A 15,102-nucleotide genomic window follows, 5' to 3' on the forward strand; every position below is an offset into this window, starting at 1 on the left:
GTAGGTCATATTATGCACAACGATGACCTTTTGCAAGTTATTTTGCCCTTCTGTGGGTTATTTTTTATTTCTGCAGGTTATTTCTGCCGCCTGGGAGGTCAGAATGATTAAGTGCCACCTATCCTCACTGATGGGTGAGAAAAAGCTCCGTATCGCCGACGTAGCAAGGGAAACGGGGCTGAACCGAAACACTGTCACTCGCCTCTACCACGAGACCGCGACGCGGGTAGAGTTGGATCAGATTGACGCCCTTTGCGAGTTTCTCGATTGCGGGGTGGGTGAGCTCTTCGAGTACGTTTCTCCGACGGCCGAGAGCGAATGAACTCGAGAAATCAGGCGTCTTCTAGAATCTGAGCATCAACCGTTGCGTCCTGTTACCGAGCCTTTTTGACTCAGGAAGCATTCTGAGTCAGGAACGCGCTTGGCTCTGAGGAACTGCTGACCCAGAGACGGCGTATTGCGCGACTCGCGGCGACGTGGAACAGCGCCCGCTCGTTGAGTTCACTGGAGCGTCGCTCAGTCGGGTCCTCGGTATTGCCAACGGCTGCCTCCAACGGACAAATCCCGGCATTGATGCAAGCCAGGAAGACGTAGCTGAACTCCAGCCCCTTGACCCGATGCATCGTGGCAAGGCGCACGCCCTCCTGGTTGCGATCATCACCGGCATCCCGGCTCAGTCGTCGGGTGGCCAGTTCCCGCTGCTTCAGGCCCTCCTCCAGCTGCGCTACCAAACGGTTGGTGCGAGCCACCACGCAGATATCGGCACCCGCAATACCACGCTCTAGCAATTCTTCAATGCGCTCGGAAATCCAGTCGAGTTCGGTCTTCTGATCGTCCAGCAAGCCGATTTCCGGCGGCCTGCCGTGCATCAGGGATCGATAGTCCATGCTGGTATCAAGACCCTCATCCAGGTCATCGATCTCCTGGCCTTCCAGAACGGCAACGGCAAAACATCGCGTCTCTTCCGTGGTCCGATAGTTAATTCTCAGCTTTCGGCTGCGCCCGCGAATATTGATGCCACAGTGACTCAGCGCAAAGCGGTTGCGGTAGATGCGCTGGTGACCGTCGCCGACAATGAACAGGTCGTTGGGACGTTCTTCCGGGATCATGGCTCGGATCAGCTTCATTGCATCCGGCCCCATATCCTGAGCTTCGTCGACAATGACCGAGGCGTAAGGGCGGAAACTCTGCCCTTCGTTCATCAGTTCGACGACGTCCTGCTTGGCCATTTCAGCCGGCCGCAAGCCTTGCTGCTGGAGCCGCATGTGCATTTCCTCGAACACCGGCCAGATCTGTGCCCGTTGGCGACGGTTCAGTGCCACGCCTCGACCGATGCGCCGGGCCCGGAAGTAGTCAGTCTTGCTGGTGACCCGCTGCGGCAGGATCACGCGGTCCCACTCTTCGAAGTAAAAACTTTCAGGCAGGTCTAGCTCGGCCGGCGCATTATCGAGCGCCAGTTGCCAGAGCTTGCGCATGGCCGGCTGACCGGAGTAGACCACTCGATGCGGGTATTTGCTGGCGCGCAGAAACCGCGACACCCAGGCATCGACGTGGATAACCTCGATGCGATCCAGCTCCTCGGGCTGGCAAATCTTCTTCAGGTTTTCGCGAATATCGGTCGCGAGATTGGCGGTGAACGTGGTCAGCAGGATGCGCTGATCGCGCCCGGCGAACACATTGCGCGCCAGCCAGCGCGCCCGGTGCATGGCGACCACGGTCTTGCCGGTTCCGGCGCCGCCAAGAACCCGAATCGGGCCATTGCATTCCCATTCGACGATTCGACGCTGCGAGGGGTGCAGAAAAACCCGCCATTTCTCCAGCGGCGCATCGAGAATCCGCTCCAGCTCGACGTCATCGTCCACGACGACAAAGCGCCTCCTGGAATGATCCCGCTCCAGCGCGGATGCAAAGTCCGTAGTGTCAACCGGGCCGGCCGGCAGCGCATACTCGCGCATGACCTCATCCAGATCAGTGCCAGCGGCCAGCAGGTAAAGCGCCTCGAAGGCCTCGCGCGGTAGCCGCTCTTCCAGGGCTTCGAGCTCCTCTTCGGTATGGATTTCACGTACCAGGTCGAGCCGCTCTTCGGGTACACCCAGGCGCAGCAGTTCCCGATCACGCCGTTCATGAAACAACGGCGGCACTTCCGGCCGTTGCGGCCTGGCCTCAGGCTGTTCAACAGGCTCGACATGCGTGGCATCGAACACCTGAATACTGCCGGTTTCCGGATGGATGTTGCAGCGATTCCGGCGGGCCCAGTCATAGGCGTCGTCATGCTTGGCAACCCAGAGGAGAATGTAGACATTGCCCGTGTCCGGCTTGAGCACGATGCCGCGGTAGTTGTCGCCCATGCGCACCGACCGATAGTTCGGATCAGCGGCATCATTGATTTTTTCGTAGTTGATCCCCGAACTGAACGGATCCTGGCGGAATTTGGTAATGAAGTTGCGAACCCGCTTGTTCTCCTGCTTGGGGATATTGGCCAGGCAGTCGAGAATATCGACTGAAAAACTGATGACTGGTTGCATGCTCATGGGCTTCTTTCCGTCATTCGACCAGCCAGCGCTCGAGCCGGGTGAGTGAGTTTGCGTCAAGGTTGTCCAGAACATTCCATCCCTGCTTGCTCGCCGTTTCCCGGTCATCGGCCTCGAGCACCACAGCGACCTTCTGGTCCGGCCAGGCCAGCTCCAGCTCGGCGATGACAGCCCCGGAAGCATCCCGGATTTCCAGACCGGATTCCGGCACCGGAAAGCCGGCGCGCTCCAGGGCCTCGATTTCATCGCCAGGCAGCAGGCTGAGCTCCGCCAGGTCGCTCCAGGCCGAAGACACGGGCCGTTCGGCAAGCCCCAGCCCCATCGGAGCAGTGTACAAACCACGATCGACGCCGTCGGCACTGAGCAGGCTGAAGTGATCCAGAAACTGCAGCAAATTCGACGCGCCCCAGAACCCGGCCCAAGCTGCCTCGAACCGCTCATCCATGGCCGCGCTCCGATCATCCAGCATCCACAGCAGGTGCAGTTGCCGGGAAAGCGCTTCGATCTCGCCGCCCATCGCACGGCGCATGGCGTCCTGCGGCAAAGCCGCCACCGCAGCCACATGATCGGCCGCCGTACCCAGACTCTCCAGCAGCCCGCCAAAAACCCGGTCGCTCCCGTCCCCGTCAGCGCCCACCGCTTCGGCAAGGTGCCAGGGGGTGCGACGAACCACTTCCTCACAAACCATCCGACGAAGCTCACGCTGACGCACGCTGTCCTGGCGCAGCCAGCCGAAGGCACGCGAGAATGCGGCCTGCCTCAGTCGGTCCAGAGCCTCGGCCCTGCCGGAGAGGTAGAGCAGCAACCAGGCAAACGGGCCCTCTCCGATCAGGCCGTTGTGGTGCAGATAGGGTTCGAAATCACCGCTGCGGGCCAGACGATCGAGCAGCGCGATCATCCCGCTGTCCTGTCCACGCCCGAGCAAGGGCCCGGCCGGGTTGCGGATTCTCGCCCCATCGAGCGGCAAGTCGTGCCAGTTCAACGACCAGACACGGAAATTTCCGCTGTCCAGGATGGCCTGACGCTTGAGCACATCGTCGGCATTGCGGTCATGGTGATGGCGAAATCCATCGAGGTACACCGCCACAGGAAGAAAGCCCGGACGCTCCCGGGCCGGCCAGAGCACGAAGTCGGCATCCGTGCCGACGGCCACATCGTGATCCCGTCCCAGGCGAACCTGCAACTCCAGGTTCCAGCCCATGGGCGATTCACCTTCCGGCGCTGGTACGGTGATGAATGCACCGGCTGTTTCGTTGACACGCTGACGCTTGAAGCTCAGACCGCTGTCATGCGCCAACACATCGTGGAAGCGCTGTTCCAGCTCACTTTCGAGAAGGGCGTTGATCGGCACCTTGTTGAGGTGCTCGATGGCCTCGAGCCGATCGCGCGCCTCGACGATCTTGCCTAGCAGATCCTCGGCCACAGAGCGCGAGATCTCTTTCATGTGGCGGCTTTCGCGCCAAGCCAGAATGCAGCGATAGCAGCCATCCAGATCAGGATTCTCGCGGCAGGCGCAATCGCGCAACACTTCCAAAGCCTGTTCGAGCACGCGCATCAGCTTCTCGCCGTAGCTCAACAATTCCTTGAGATAGCCGGTCCCACCGGGAACGCTGTCGTAGAGCACCAGGTACTGCCGGTGACCGGCTCCTCCGGTGACCGGCTCGGCATAGCTGGTCACGCGGATATGGTCGACCTTTCCGCGGTAGTAACGGCGCAAGCCCAGCTGAAGTGCGGCAATCAGCGAGCGCCGGCGCACATCGGACGAACCGATCTCACTCATCGGCAGCAGGATGCGCACCGCCTCGGACTTCAGTTCGCGATACAGGTACAACGCTTCGAAGTAGTCGTCGTCGCTCTCGACTGCCCCAGGCCGGCGCAACTTGCAGTCGAAGGCATGTTCGAACCTGCGCTGCTGGCGCGGATCAGGGGAGCGTACCTTTCCGCAATGCCGACAGACCTTGAAACCCGGGCGCGAGGACAGCTCGCCGGCCACGGCAATTTCCCGCTCCTGGCCACGTTGTTCCCCGAAATTGACCTCCCTGAGCGTGGCCAGCGGCACATACTCGAATCCGAACGGCAGACTTTCCTGCTTGATGTGCCAGGCCGGACCAGTTTGGCTCGAATCGATATCGACCAACATCTGCTGGTTATAGAACTTCGGCGTACGCTGATCGCTGTCGTCGCCGATGCGGCTGGCGCGATCGTCGGCCGTCGCATAAACCTGGCGCAGCTTGAGCAGGGACTGACGCTGGCCGGTATCTGCCCACTGGCTGCTGCCACAGCGCGGACAGGCAGCGTGGCGATCGCCATTGGCGTCGATGTTTTCCATGAACTGGCATTGGTTGCACAGGCGCCAGCTCTGCGGGCTGGCATTGCCGGCAGAAAGGTCGACCTGATCGATCTGCACCGCCCTGCCGACGGCGTAGAAGTGGTTCAGTGGCGCCAGCTCACTCAGCGCCGATTGGGCGGGCCGCTGCATTTCGTAGCTGATCTTCTGGTAGGACCTGGTATGACCGTCCTCTTCTCGCTCGGCCTTGCTCAAGCGCCTGATCACGACCGACTGCAGCGTCACACCCTCCTCGGGAAAAGCGTAGTTGGGCAAAAGCCCTTCGTCGGTGAAGAAATTGAAAGTATGGCGGTCATTCGTTCGTCGCCGCAGCGCCATCAGCGCACTGCGCTCGGATCGAACCCGCTCGAGCTCTTCGAGCACACGCTCGTCTTCAGGCTCTTTTTCAAGCGCCTGCAGGCGCTTCTTCAGCGCCTCGATACGCCGCGACCATTCCCGGCGTGTAGCGGCAAGCTCCTTGAGGCGATTGTCCAGCCGCCAGCTCAGGCTGGGCTGCTGCTGGCTGCCGTCGCCCCCAAGATAGGCTTTCAGATGCCGCTGGCCGGCTTCGTCCAGATCGGGGAACAGCGCGCGGAACTGCTCGAACAACTCTGCTTCATTTCGCTCGACAAAATCGAGAAAATTGACCGGGAAATCCTCGTTTCCGCGGACCTCCACGCGGTTGAGCACCTGTCCGAGCCGCATCGGTATCTTCGCGTCTTCGGGCTCTTCTGCCACCCATCGGTCAAAGCACCAGGCCATGAGCTGACGCTCCAGCACCGCCGTGGCGCGCAGGAATACCCCGGGCGGTTCCACCTGGCCGGCAATCATCCGCTCCGGCTCGGCATGGAAGTACAAGTCGTGCGGGTGGCCGTTGGCCACCGTCAGGGCCAGGCTGTTGCCATCGCGGCGCCCGGCGCGGCCGATGCGCTGCAGATAGTTCGCCTGCCCGGGTGGCACCGAGCACAAAAGCACCGTCGACAGATCACCGATATCGATACCCATCTCAAGTGTGGGCGTCGCAGAGAGCAGGTTGATATGCCAGGGGCGCTCGCCCTGCATGAATGACCGCTCCACGATCATGCGGGTATCGGCGTCGAGCAGACCGGTATGCTCGGCAGGCACCAGCCGCCGCGGCAAGCCCCTGGACGGGGGTCGCTGCCCCTGTCTTTCTTCCGGAATTCCGTAGCACCCGGCGCAGTCATTGCGCAGGCAGGGCAGCTCGTTCCAGCGCGCCAAGTCGCCGGCCGGAACCTGAATTCGATGCCCGCAAGCGCTGCATCCCAGGGTCTGGACCTGGCGAGTCACCAGCCAGTCCTCTGCGCTCAATCCCCACACCGACTGCCCGCCGACCGAGCGCTCCAGCAGCAGCTTCGACTGCGAAAGCACCTTGACGAGCAGCGTCATGGCCTGGCGATACTCGGCAGTGGCCAGTACCGCCTCGCCACTGGCGATCAGGCGAGAAAACCATTGATAGAACCAGCTGCCCTTTTCGCGATGCAGCGCGGAAAAGTAGTGGCTGACCGGCTCGAGCGTAAGCAGCGCAGGCGGACGCACGCCCATGCCGTAATGCGGCATGAAGTTCGAGCGGGTCAGCACGAACGGCTTGCCCTTGTTTTCGATCAGGCCGTCGAGAAAGTGGTGATAGAAGGCGCCCTGAGTGCGCAGTCGCCAGAGAAAGCCGGCCAGAAAGCGGCGCACCTGACGCAGCTCCAGATCGGTCAGTTGCCCGATTTCCTCGCGCCAGACCACATGCAGCCGCTCCGCCACTTCATCGAGCCGCCGAGCCTCCAGCCCGACAGCGGCACGGCCCTGTCGTTCCAGCGTGCGGCCGATGCGGGCGCGCAGGCCGAAGCTCTGATAGACCTCCCACTCAAGGCGCCTCTCGACCAGCTCCGGCAAGTTGGAAGCACGGGGCAGCTTGCCATCCTCCGAAGACTTCAGCGCATCGTAGTCGCGCAGCCAGGTCATGTTGGGGGCAATGAAGGTGCCGACAAAGTCGGCATCGCTACGCAAGCGTTCCCGCCAGTAGCGCGGGGCCCGTTCGGCCAGCAGGCTCAGGGGCTGGCCCTCGCCCTCGACCTCGATCAGCTCCGCCAGCGCGGCCCGAACGGTATCGTTGTAGGTGCGCGCACCGAAAAACCCGGCGCGGTGCGCGGCGTCCTGAACCGAGTCAGAAAACGCGATCAACTTATGGTGATCGTTGAAGCGCGAAGCGTACAGGCGACCGATCCAGACGCTGGCCAGGGAAGCGGCCCGCGAGCCCATCAGGCTCAGACTGTCTCGGGAATCACACGACGGACAGCGATTGTCGAACAGCAACGAGCGCGCTTCATCGCTGGCGGCTTCCCGGGTCATGATCGGCAGCCAGACCCTGATCAACGCATCGCTCGCGCAATCGGGACAACATTCGGCCCTGGCCGAGACCAGTTTGCGGCAGGCTGGGCAGAGATGGCTGATTCGCTGCAGATCAGCAGACCGGTCGGCCGGAATCATGAGACAGACATCGGGGTGACGGCCAAACCATGCCCGGTAGATCTTCTGTAGGTCATGGCCCAGTTCGTCCGCATCTGGCTTGCGCGTCCCAACCCAGCCGCTGGTGTGGCATTCCCGACAATGCGCTACCGGCAGGCTGAATGGCACATCCTCGCCACTGAGGTCGTCGCTGAACAGCAGTTCCGGTTTGGCATCGACTCGGGCAGTCAGACGATTGAGTTCACGCAGCCACAGCTGGAGTCGAACCTGAAGGAAAGGCGCTGCTTGCCCGGCCTCACCGCCGCCGGCACGCGCCCAGGAGATCAGGGCCAGCAGGCTGTCGAGCATGGCTCGGGCCCGTTCCTCGTCAACGTCCAGCCGATGTTGCCAGGCCCTCACTAGGTCAGCCATCGAGGCGACGCCCTGACAGCGCTCGAGCAAATCGCGAACCGCCTCATGGCGGCGCAATTGTTCGCCAAGCTCAATCCGCGAAGCAATTCCTTCATCGCCATCAATCAGACGAGGGGCTGCCTCACCCAGCCAGAGCGCAGCCTGGCGCTGCAGAAAGTCCAGCGGGCTGGTCGCAAACTCGGGAGAAAGCCGGTGCAGGGTCGCAGTAGTCGGCCACTCTCGCAGCTCCGCACTCTGCGATCCGGCAAACTCAACCGGGCTTTGCCGGTCCTCGAGTATCAGCGAGTCATCATCGAAATCGGCCGCAAAGATCTCTCCGGCATAATCCAGCAATGCCCGAGCGTTTTCGGCCCCGCCAATGGTGGCCGAAGTTCCGACGCAGGCCAGATCACCGGTTGGCGCCAGTCGCGTTCTCAAACGACGAATCAGGCAAGCCAGATCGGTGCCCTGCGCGCCATCGAAGGTGTGTAGCTCATCGACAACCAGAAACCGTAATTGATCACCATCGTTGTGCTTCCACAGTTCCTGATCACCGGGGCGCATCAGCAGGAAATCCAGCATGCGGTAGTTTGTCAGCAGAATATCGGGCGGGCTGTCCCGCAGGGTTTCCTTGCAGGTAATCACCGAGTCCTTGCTCATCTGGCGCTGCAGGGAGCTTTCGCTGTCACCCGTATACAGTCCTACGCGGATGCGCCCTCGGGTCTGGGGATATCGAAAGACTGCTTTAGCCAGACGCTGGGCCTGGTCGCCGGCCAGCGCGTTCATCGGGTAGATGATGATCGCCTTGATGCCCTTGCCCTGATTCCCGGCGCAATGATCCAGGATCGGCAGGGTGAAGCATTCAGTCTTGCCCGAACCGGTGCCGGTGGCGACCAGTGTGGACCGGGGCGGGCTGGCACACAGCCGGCGAAATGCACTGACCTGATGACGATAAGGATTGAACTCCGGCGCAATCCGGCTGAATGGCAGCTCGGCACCTTCACCTGTTCGGAATGGCAACCCGAGGCTGACATACGGACCCTTGAACAACACGCCTTGCTGATCGAGAAAATCGTCGATCATCGTGCGCCCGTCATCCCGCCGAAAGCCGGGGGTTGTCATCGGGAAGGTGGCGTGCAGGAAGCCATGGATGGCTTGCTGCAATTCGCTGGCAACTATCGACGGGAACACACCCCTCCCCTCACTATGACCTCCCCTGAATCCGGCACATACAAGCCATGTTACACAATCGCGGACTGCTTTATCCTTTGGGCCTGATCGCGCTCCAGGGCCGCTGGCCCGACATCGCTCTCATCAGGAAGATGGCGCGCTGGTGTTCCCGAACGAACCGCACACAGACTTCGTTGTCCACACTCACACCAAATGTGTACTTTTGTGTATACTCCAGGCAGCCATGGAGCATCAGGTGAGCCAAACAGAGGGGTATCCGAAGCTTGGGAAACAGCCACTTACACTGGTTGTGGCTGAATTTCGCTTTGCCCCGCTCAACCTCGATAGCGAGGAATTGTGGTCCTTCCGAGAGCAACTGGACGCCCGAATGGGCGGTCGAGCGATGCAGAACACCGTTCAGAATGCCCGCTTCGAGGTCGACGGACTTCGCATCACCGCCAGCCCGCTGCTGCGCTGGCATGCAGATGAGGCTGGTGAATCTGTTCAGCTGGAGGCCAACCGGCTGATATTCTCAACAACCCGGTACCCGCGCTTCTCCGGTTTTTCCAGGAAGGTCAGGGAACTGCTTGCTGCACTTCGGGCGGCCATGCCATTGAAGGACCTGAAAAGAGTTGGACTACGCTTCAACGACGCAGTCGTGCCGGAAGCAGACGAGGATTTGTCCGATTACCTGCAGGCCACGTTCCTGCCATGGCCATCGTTTGGCGAAAAGCCGCTGCCAGTGGCCCGACATACAACCGAGACCGTATTCAGCACACCGTCCGGAACACTTGCAATTCGAGCGCTACTGGGCTGCCATGGCCAAAGTTTCATGCCTGATGTAAGAGACCTTTTTGGACTCAAGTCGCCGATTGAGGTCCCGGACGATCGTGCCACCGCAGTCCTGGATTTTGATCACTATTGGCAGGATGCAAACCAGGCAACTAGCGAGTTCAACGTAGATCAGGCGATCAAGCGTCTTGATATGCTCCACGAACCTGCCCGAGAAGCATTCTGGAACGTCACCACGGATTTTGCGAGGAATGAAAAATGGCGCTAAGCCACTGCAAACCGCAAACGAAACGCATGGCGCGATTCATGGCGGCCAGCGCCTGCATGTCCGGGGTGTCGCCGTTTACCTGGGACAGCACAGGTGGACCTCACGCAGAAATGCCGAGCTTCGATGCAACCGGATGTCAACTGCGGGTTCTGGTCCACACCCAGACGCGAAGCGAATCAACCCGGGCCAACCCGATCACGGAAGCCCTGCAGTCGATTCGAACGACGTTTGGGCTGACCATGGAAATGCTTGCGGATGCATGCGGTGTCACTCGAAAGGCAGTTTACAAATGGCTCGATGATGGCGTTGTACCAAACCGTCAACACCAAAGGCGGATCTTCAGGCTCCGCGAGGCCGCATTGAACTGGCGACGCGAAGCCTATCCATACCCAAAGAGTCACCTGCACGAACCCATCATGCGGAAAAAGACGCTGCTCGACCTGCTGAATGAAGACCCAGTGGATGTTGAGCGAATTCTTTTTGCCGGACAACGCCTGAAGCTGGCAGACCTGGATGAAACCGCCGAGGTGATTCCGGATCCTTTCGAGTAGAAACCATCAGTGTCGAATGTAGGGGCGACAATCAAGGAAAGCGGTTGGCTGCAGGGAAGGGTTCTGTGTGACGAGGACCTGTCAGCACTCGTACCCCGGAAGAACTCGGTACCGGCACCACGAATAGGCATCGTGGTAACCCAATCCTGTGACCTCACCCACCCCAGCATCGAAGCCGAACCCCATGTCGAACTCATCGTGGGCTACATGACTGAACGGGCAAATGATCAGGCACAAAGGGGAAATTTCACCCACGGCAAGAGCGCGCGCCGACTCTGCCTGGAAATCCAGTCCAATCTCGAAGACAGCGCCTGGTACGAATTTTGCTGTCATGAGCGGGTCTGGATAAACCGTAGCGAGCTGGCGCACAGACAGCCTCATCCAGACCGATTCTTGCTGGACGGCGACATCGAGACTGTTGCAACCTGGCTAAGCCAGCGCTACCGGCGAGCCGCGCTGCCAGATGATTTCAACAAGCTGATCCCGCCATCAGACAAAAAGGTCAGGAAAGATCAGAAAAACCTATCTCCCCATATCTCCGCTATTTACTTCAGCCTTGTTCCGGATCGAGATCTGGAGGCCCGCGAAAAGTATCAGATCAATCTCCTGGCGACGATACCGGCGGACAAATTGAGCCATTTGGAATCCGCAAGGAAATCCCTTGACTCACTGATCACAAGATTCGAACAGGCAGATATTGATGTCAATGCTCGCCTTCTCAGGGAAAGGGAAGTGAGCGTTCATGCCGTGAGAGGAATGAAAAGGTTTCCGCTGGATCACTTCTCGCCAGCAGGCGATGAGCACCCGGCTCCGTTTGACCAGTAGCCACCGCAGCAAACGAGAGTGCAAGGGTCCCGTCGGGGCGGAGAACGTGAATCAACTCAGTCACCTAGCGTCAACCTGCCTTGCGATACCCACGAATAGGCCAATGGCTTTTTGCTGACTCGATCAACCAACCCCGCGTCTTCGGCCTGCTGCAGCCAGTCCCTGGCCTGGGCCGGTTTGATCTCGAATCGCTCTGCGATCTCATCCGGCTTCAGGGGTTCAGACTGGATCATCGGCTGAAGCTTCTGTAGAAAAGCCTGGAACAGCGCTTCGGCTGGGGCCTCTGGCTCTTCCTTGGGGGATGCCGCGTAGAGCACCGGTTCCTCCGACTCGACGTGGACCTGCTCCGGCGCCGACGCAGCCGACTCCTCGGGGCTGTCAGTTGGGGCGACTTCCGGCGCGAGTGGCTTCTGTTCGAAAAGGGATTCAATCCGGAACTCGGACCCAGGCAAGCGGGCCGCTCCCAGCGCTTCCAACGCGGCCATGCCCTCGGCCGCAGATGCGGTGCGATGCGTCCAGACTGGGACCCAGGCATGCTTCAGGGCCTCTTTGGCGCCGGCATAGGTGCCGCCGGACTCCTTCTCACAGGTCACGATCAGTCCTGCATTGGCGAGGCAGTAGATGTACTTGTTGCGGCCCATTGCGTTGTCAACGAGAAAACGAGCTTCCGGCTGATAGGGCGAAACCAGCACCAGGTCGCCCGAGCGCAGACCTCCGCGGTAGCGCTGACTGGTGACGGCCCGCATCAGGCTGTCGGCAAGTACACCGATAACCGTGCCTTCATGGTCGAGTGCCGCCAGCATGGCCGTCTCATCCACACCCCGCGCCCCACCGGACACGATCGAATAACCCTCGGCCGCGGCTTTGGCGCCGATCTGGCGGCAGAAAGCCAAGTCAGCTTCACCGGCCTTGCGGGAACCGACCACGGCCAGGCCGCCGTTCTGCAACAAGGCACGATTGCCGCAGCCGAAAAACACCGGCGGGGCGGATTTTCCGAGACGTTTCTTGAGTAGCGTCGGGTACTGTTTGTCGGCCCGTGTCAAAATCCAGATACCGGCCCGCTCCCACTTCTCCAGCGCCAGGGCAAGGGCATTGCCGCGTTGCAGCAACTTGTCCAGCCGTTCGCGAGGAATTTTCGGGTGGCGCCACTCGGCCAGCAGGCTTGCCGCCTGCCCATTGACCAGCTCTCCGGGTCGACACCCTCGATGCTTCAACCATTCGGCGAAGTCACCCCACTCAGTCGGCCCCAATGGCTTGGCATCCTTAGGGTCTTGCGCACCAAGACGGGCAGTGAGCAAGAGAACTGCTTGTGTTTCGTCACCCAGTCGCATGATGGGTTCAGTTTCCGATCAAGTCTACGAAGAGCTCTGGTTCCCGTAACCGATGAAAAACCCGATCACTCCACACAAGATCAACATTCCGACAGGCCAGCCGATCAATAATCCCAGAAAAGCTCCAATCGCCGCACCGATCAGGCCAGGCTTCGCGGCCCGGCGATTGGTTTCGTCAGATCCTTTGAGTAAGGCCGTGACGATCAGCACGGTGGCCAGCACAGCAAGAACAGCTGTAACCGGCCCCAGCCCTCCGCCGCCTGTATCAAGCAATTCATCGGTGAAGCGACCATGCTGGGCCTGTGCCGCTTCGATTGGGCAGAGCAGGACGGCCGCCAAGAACAGGAGCCTTCTTCCAATTTTCTGCATCAGATGTCAGAACGGAATGTCATTGGGGTCGTGTTCACTCAAACTCCTCGCCTCTCTAGTTGCGCCGGTCCGCGCAGATTCGGGTTGATCACCCTGCACACCTCCGGCAGTATCCAGCATCTGAAGATTCTGCGCTACGATTTCGGTGGTATAGCGATCACGCCCTTCCTGATCCTGCCATTTGCGTGTTTGAATTCTCCCGTCGATATACACCTTGCTGCCTTTTCGAAGGTATTCGTTAGCGATCCCGGCAAGGCGGCCGAACAGGACAACGTCATGCCACTCGGTATTTTCCTGGCGTTCCCCCGTGTTACTATCACGCCAACTTTCGCTGGTAGCCAATCGAAGATTGGTCACCATGGGGTTTGATTGCGTCGTCCTCGTCTCAGGATCAGTCCCAAGATTTCCAATCAGAAATGCTCTGTTTCCCCGGCCATCTTTTTCTCCTTCCCCTGATGAGCTTACTAGCCACTTGGCCTACTAGTCAGTTCCATGGTAAATCACTGATAGTACAGCCTTCGCTCGGCTCATCGCCACATAATGGGTCGCAATATCTTGCTTGTTCTTCGGATTCGGCTCTGGCAGGTCAATCACAACGATCGCGTCATTTTCCAGACCCTTGAAATCAGCCACTCGGGCGAAAGTCATGGTGCTTGGCGGAAAGTTGGCCAGTGAATATTCATCGACCTGCTTGATCTGTTGGCGCCAGTGTTCCGGTAAAGCCGAGACGACCGAATGGCGGAACTCCTGACCTGAAAGAATGGTAATTTGAGCGGGCGCCAATCCACCTTCTTCGACAAGAAACTCCAGCTCCGCCTCCAGCTCAGCAACCGTCTGCTCGATGCCATCAACCAGTTTTTTCCGTACTGCCGGACCCTCGCCGGCCCCCTGAACTCCCATGTCGGCACCGAGAGCTGACTTGACCTCTTCCAGGATGAGCCGTGTATTTCGACAATTCTTCGTCAATGTCGCCAGAGCCGCGCCGTATGTTCTGAGGATTTCAAAAGCCTCAGGCTCTGCTTCACCAAAAAAGCCACTTTGGTTATTGATGTCATAAAAGAAACACCAGCGACCATCACTCAAGCCACCCTTCAGACTCCTGTCGAGCAGGTCAAGGCTGGCCATTTGCAGCATGTCCTGCCCCTCATCTACAATGATGGCATCAAAAGCATCCAGATTTTTTCGGCGCAGCATTACCTCAAGGCCAGAGAGTCGGCAAACTTCAAGATTCGGCATGCTGAAATGCATGCGCAGATAGCTTTGCAACCAGGGAGACTTGCAAACCAGAGCAACCTGTTTACCAGAACCGGTCCAGCGACGCGCAAACTCCAGTGCCATCAGAGTTTTCCCAGTTCCTGCGCCGCCTGAGCAAAGCACCCTGCGGTTCTCGGAATAACAGTCAACAAGCGCAAGCTGGCTTTGGGTGAGCAGAATTACCTGGTCGGCCGCCTGGCTGGCCTGAACATGCAACGGAACGATAGCCTCAACCTCGGGCCGAATAACAGAACCGAGTTCCTGAAGAGCGGAACTGTCGATTTTTCTCGCCTGAACGCCAGGTTTTTTTTCCCAATAAGCGAAGAGACTCCGCAACCATCTATCCAGATCCTTGACGATCCGACTGTCGGCTACCATTGCCCGATCCCATTCCACGCCTGAATCTCGCCAGTCCGTATCCGGAAAGACAACCCCATAGCCAAAAACAAGCTTTGCAAATACCGGGGCAGAAAGCGTCTCCTTGAGTCTCTTGATCAAGCCGTGCAAGCCCGTTTCAGCCTGGCGAAAAGGGCTTTCTGAAAGGCGGTGCTCAGTGCCGCTCGCGTCCGTCGAATACCAGACACCCTGCCGACAGGCAATACCTCCGCCTTTTACCTCCAGGACATAAATGCCCCTTGGGCAACAAATGACGAAATCAAGCTCTCCGAAGCGCTTGCGTGCGTGCCGGGTCAGATTCAGGGAGTGGTAGGCAACGTACTCGTTCCGAGTATCCTGCGGCACGCTGCGCTTCAGGGCATCGAATACGCGCAACTCTGCACGGCTCTTTCGATTATAGGGCGAAGCCGGGATCATTCTCATG

At 59.6% G+C, this 15,102-nt stretch carries 10 protein-coding genes; 4 read left to right on the forward strand and 6 right to left on the reverse strand.

Translation table 11 applies throughout. The annotated features are described in order from the left end of the window. Nucleotides 1-103: 103 nt before the first annotated feature. Entirely contained in the window at nucleotides 104-322 is a 219-nt protein-coding gene (locus HND55_13610; GenBank protein ID QKK04115.1) for a helix-turn-helix transcriptional regulator, read from the forward strand. Nucleotides 323-392: 70 nt separating this feature from the next. Here HND55_13610 and HND55_13615 read toward each other — a convergent pair whose 3' ends face one another. Both HND55_13615 and HND55_13620 read right to left on the reverse strand, forming a co-directional pair. After that, nucleotides 393-2,531 carry a DEAD/DEAH box helicase gene (locus tag HND55_13615; GenBank protein ID QKK03608.1) on the reverse strand — a complete coding sequence of 713 codons (2,139 nt, stop codon included), beginning with the start codon at nucleotides 2,529-2,531 and terminating at the stop codon, nucleotides 393-395. A 13-nt stretch (nucleotides 2,532-2,544) separates the two neighbouring features. Beyond that, entirely contained in the window at nucleotides 2,545-8,913 is a 6,369-nt protein-coding gene (locus HND55_13620) for a DEAD/DEAH box helicase (GenBank protein QKK03609.1), read from the reverse strand. A gap of 235 nt (nucleotides 8,914-9,148) precedes the next feature. Here HND55_13620 and HND55_13625 point away from each other — a divergent pair, with 235 nt between their 5' ends. The 3 genes from HND55_13625 (at nucleotide 9,149) to HND55_13635 (ending at nucleotide 11,328) form a co-directional block, all read left to right on the forward strand. Continuing rightward, nucleotides 9,149-9,952, forward strand: coding sequence for a TIGR04255 family protein (locus HND55_13625; GenBank protein ID QKK03610.1), 804 nt, complete (start codon nucleotides 9,149-9,151; stop codon nucleotides 9,950-9,952). Then, nucleotides 9,943-10,503, forward strand: coding sequence for a helix-turn-helix transcriptional regulator (locus HND55_13630; GenBank protein QKK03611.1), 561 nt, complete (start codon nucleotides 9,943-9,945; stop codon nucleotides 10,501-10,503). The genes HND55_13625 and HND55_13630 overlap by 10 nt, the downstream gene beginning before the upstream one ends. Nucleotides 10,504-10,635: 132 nt before the next feature. Continuing rightward, nucleotides 10,636-11,328 (forward strand): hypothetical protein, encoded by a 693-nt coding sequence (locus HND55_13635; protein ID QKK03612.1) that lies wholly within the window; start codon nucleotides 10,636-10,638, stop codon nucleotides 11,326-11,328. Nucleotides 11,329-11,384: 56 nt separating this feature from the next. Here the strand turns inward: HND55_13635 and HND55_13640 are convergent, their stop codons facing one another. From HND55_13640 to HND55_13655, 4 genes are all read right to left on the reverse strand, one after another. Then, nucleotides 11,385-12,659 (reverse strand): DNA-protecting protein DprA, encoded by a 1,275-nt coding sequence (locus tag HND55_13640; GenBank protein QKK03613.1) that lies wholly within the window; start codon nucleotides 12,657-12,659, stop codon nucleotides 11,385-11,387. 24 nt (nucleotides 12,660-12,683) lie between these two features. Continuing rightward, the gene (locus HND55_13645) at nucleotides 12,684-12,998 is read right to left on the reverse strand and encodes a hypothetical protein (protein QKK03614.1); all 315 of its coding nucleotides are present in this window, start codon (nucleotides 12,996-12,998) and stop codon (nucleotides 12,684-12,686) included. Between the two features lie 36 nt (nucleotides 12,999-13,034). Further along, nucleotides 13,035-13,442 (reverse strand): single-stranded DNA-binding protein, encoded by a 408-nt coding sequence (ssb, locus tag HND55_13650; protein ID QKK04116.1) that lies wholly within the window; start codon nucleotides 13,440-13,442, stop codon nucleotides 13,035-13,037. A gap of 66 nt (nucleotides 13,443-13,508) precedes the next feature. Then, complete coding sequence (locus HND55_13655) at nucleotides 13,509-15,101, reverse strand: nuclease (GenBank protein ID QKK03615.1); 1,593 nt, start codon at nucleotides 15,099-15,101, stop codon at nucleotides 13,509-13,511. Nucleotide 15,102 lies beyond the last annotated feature (1 nt).

The organism is Pseudomonadota bacterium, assembly GCA_013285445.1.
In the GTDB taxonomy this organism is placed as follows: Bacteria; Pseudomonadota; Gammaproteobacteria; order Xanthomonadales; family Wenzhouxiangellaceae; genus Wenzhouxiangella.

Bases quoted from the DNA above. Each gene is read 5' to 3' on its own strand.
- HND55_13630 (QKK03611.1), top strand. From the start codon at position 9,943: ATGGCGCTAAGCCACTGCAAACCGCAAACGAAACGCATGGCGCGATTC.
- HND55_13655 (QKK03615.1), bottom strand. From the start codon at position 15,101: ATGAGAATGATCCCGGCTTCGCCCTATAATCGAAAGAGCCGTGCAGAG.
- HND55_13640 (QKK03613.1), bottom strand. From the start codon at position 12,659: ATGCGACTGGGTGACGAAACACAAGCAGTTCTCTTGCTCACTGCCCGT.
- HND55_13615 (QKK03608.1), bottom strand. From the start codon at position 2,531: ATGAGCATGCAACCAGTCATCAGTTTTTCAGTCGATATTCTCGACTGC.
- HND55_13610 (QKK04115.1), top strand. From the start codon at position 104: ATGATTAAGTGCCACCTATCCTCACTGATGGGTGAGAAAAAGCTCCGT.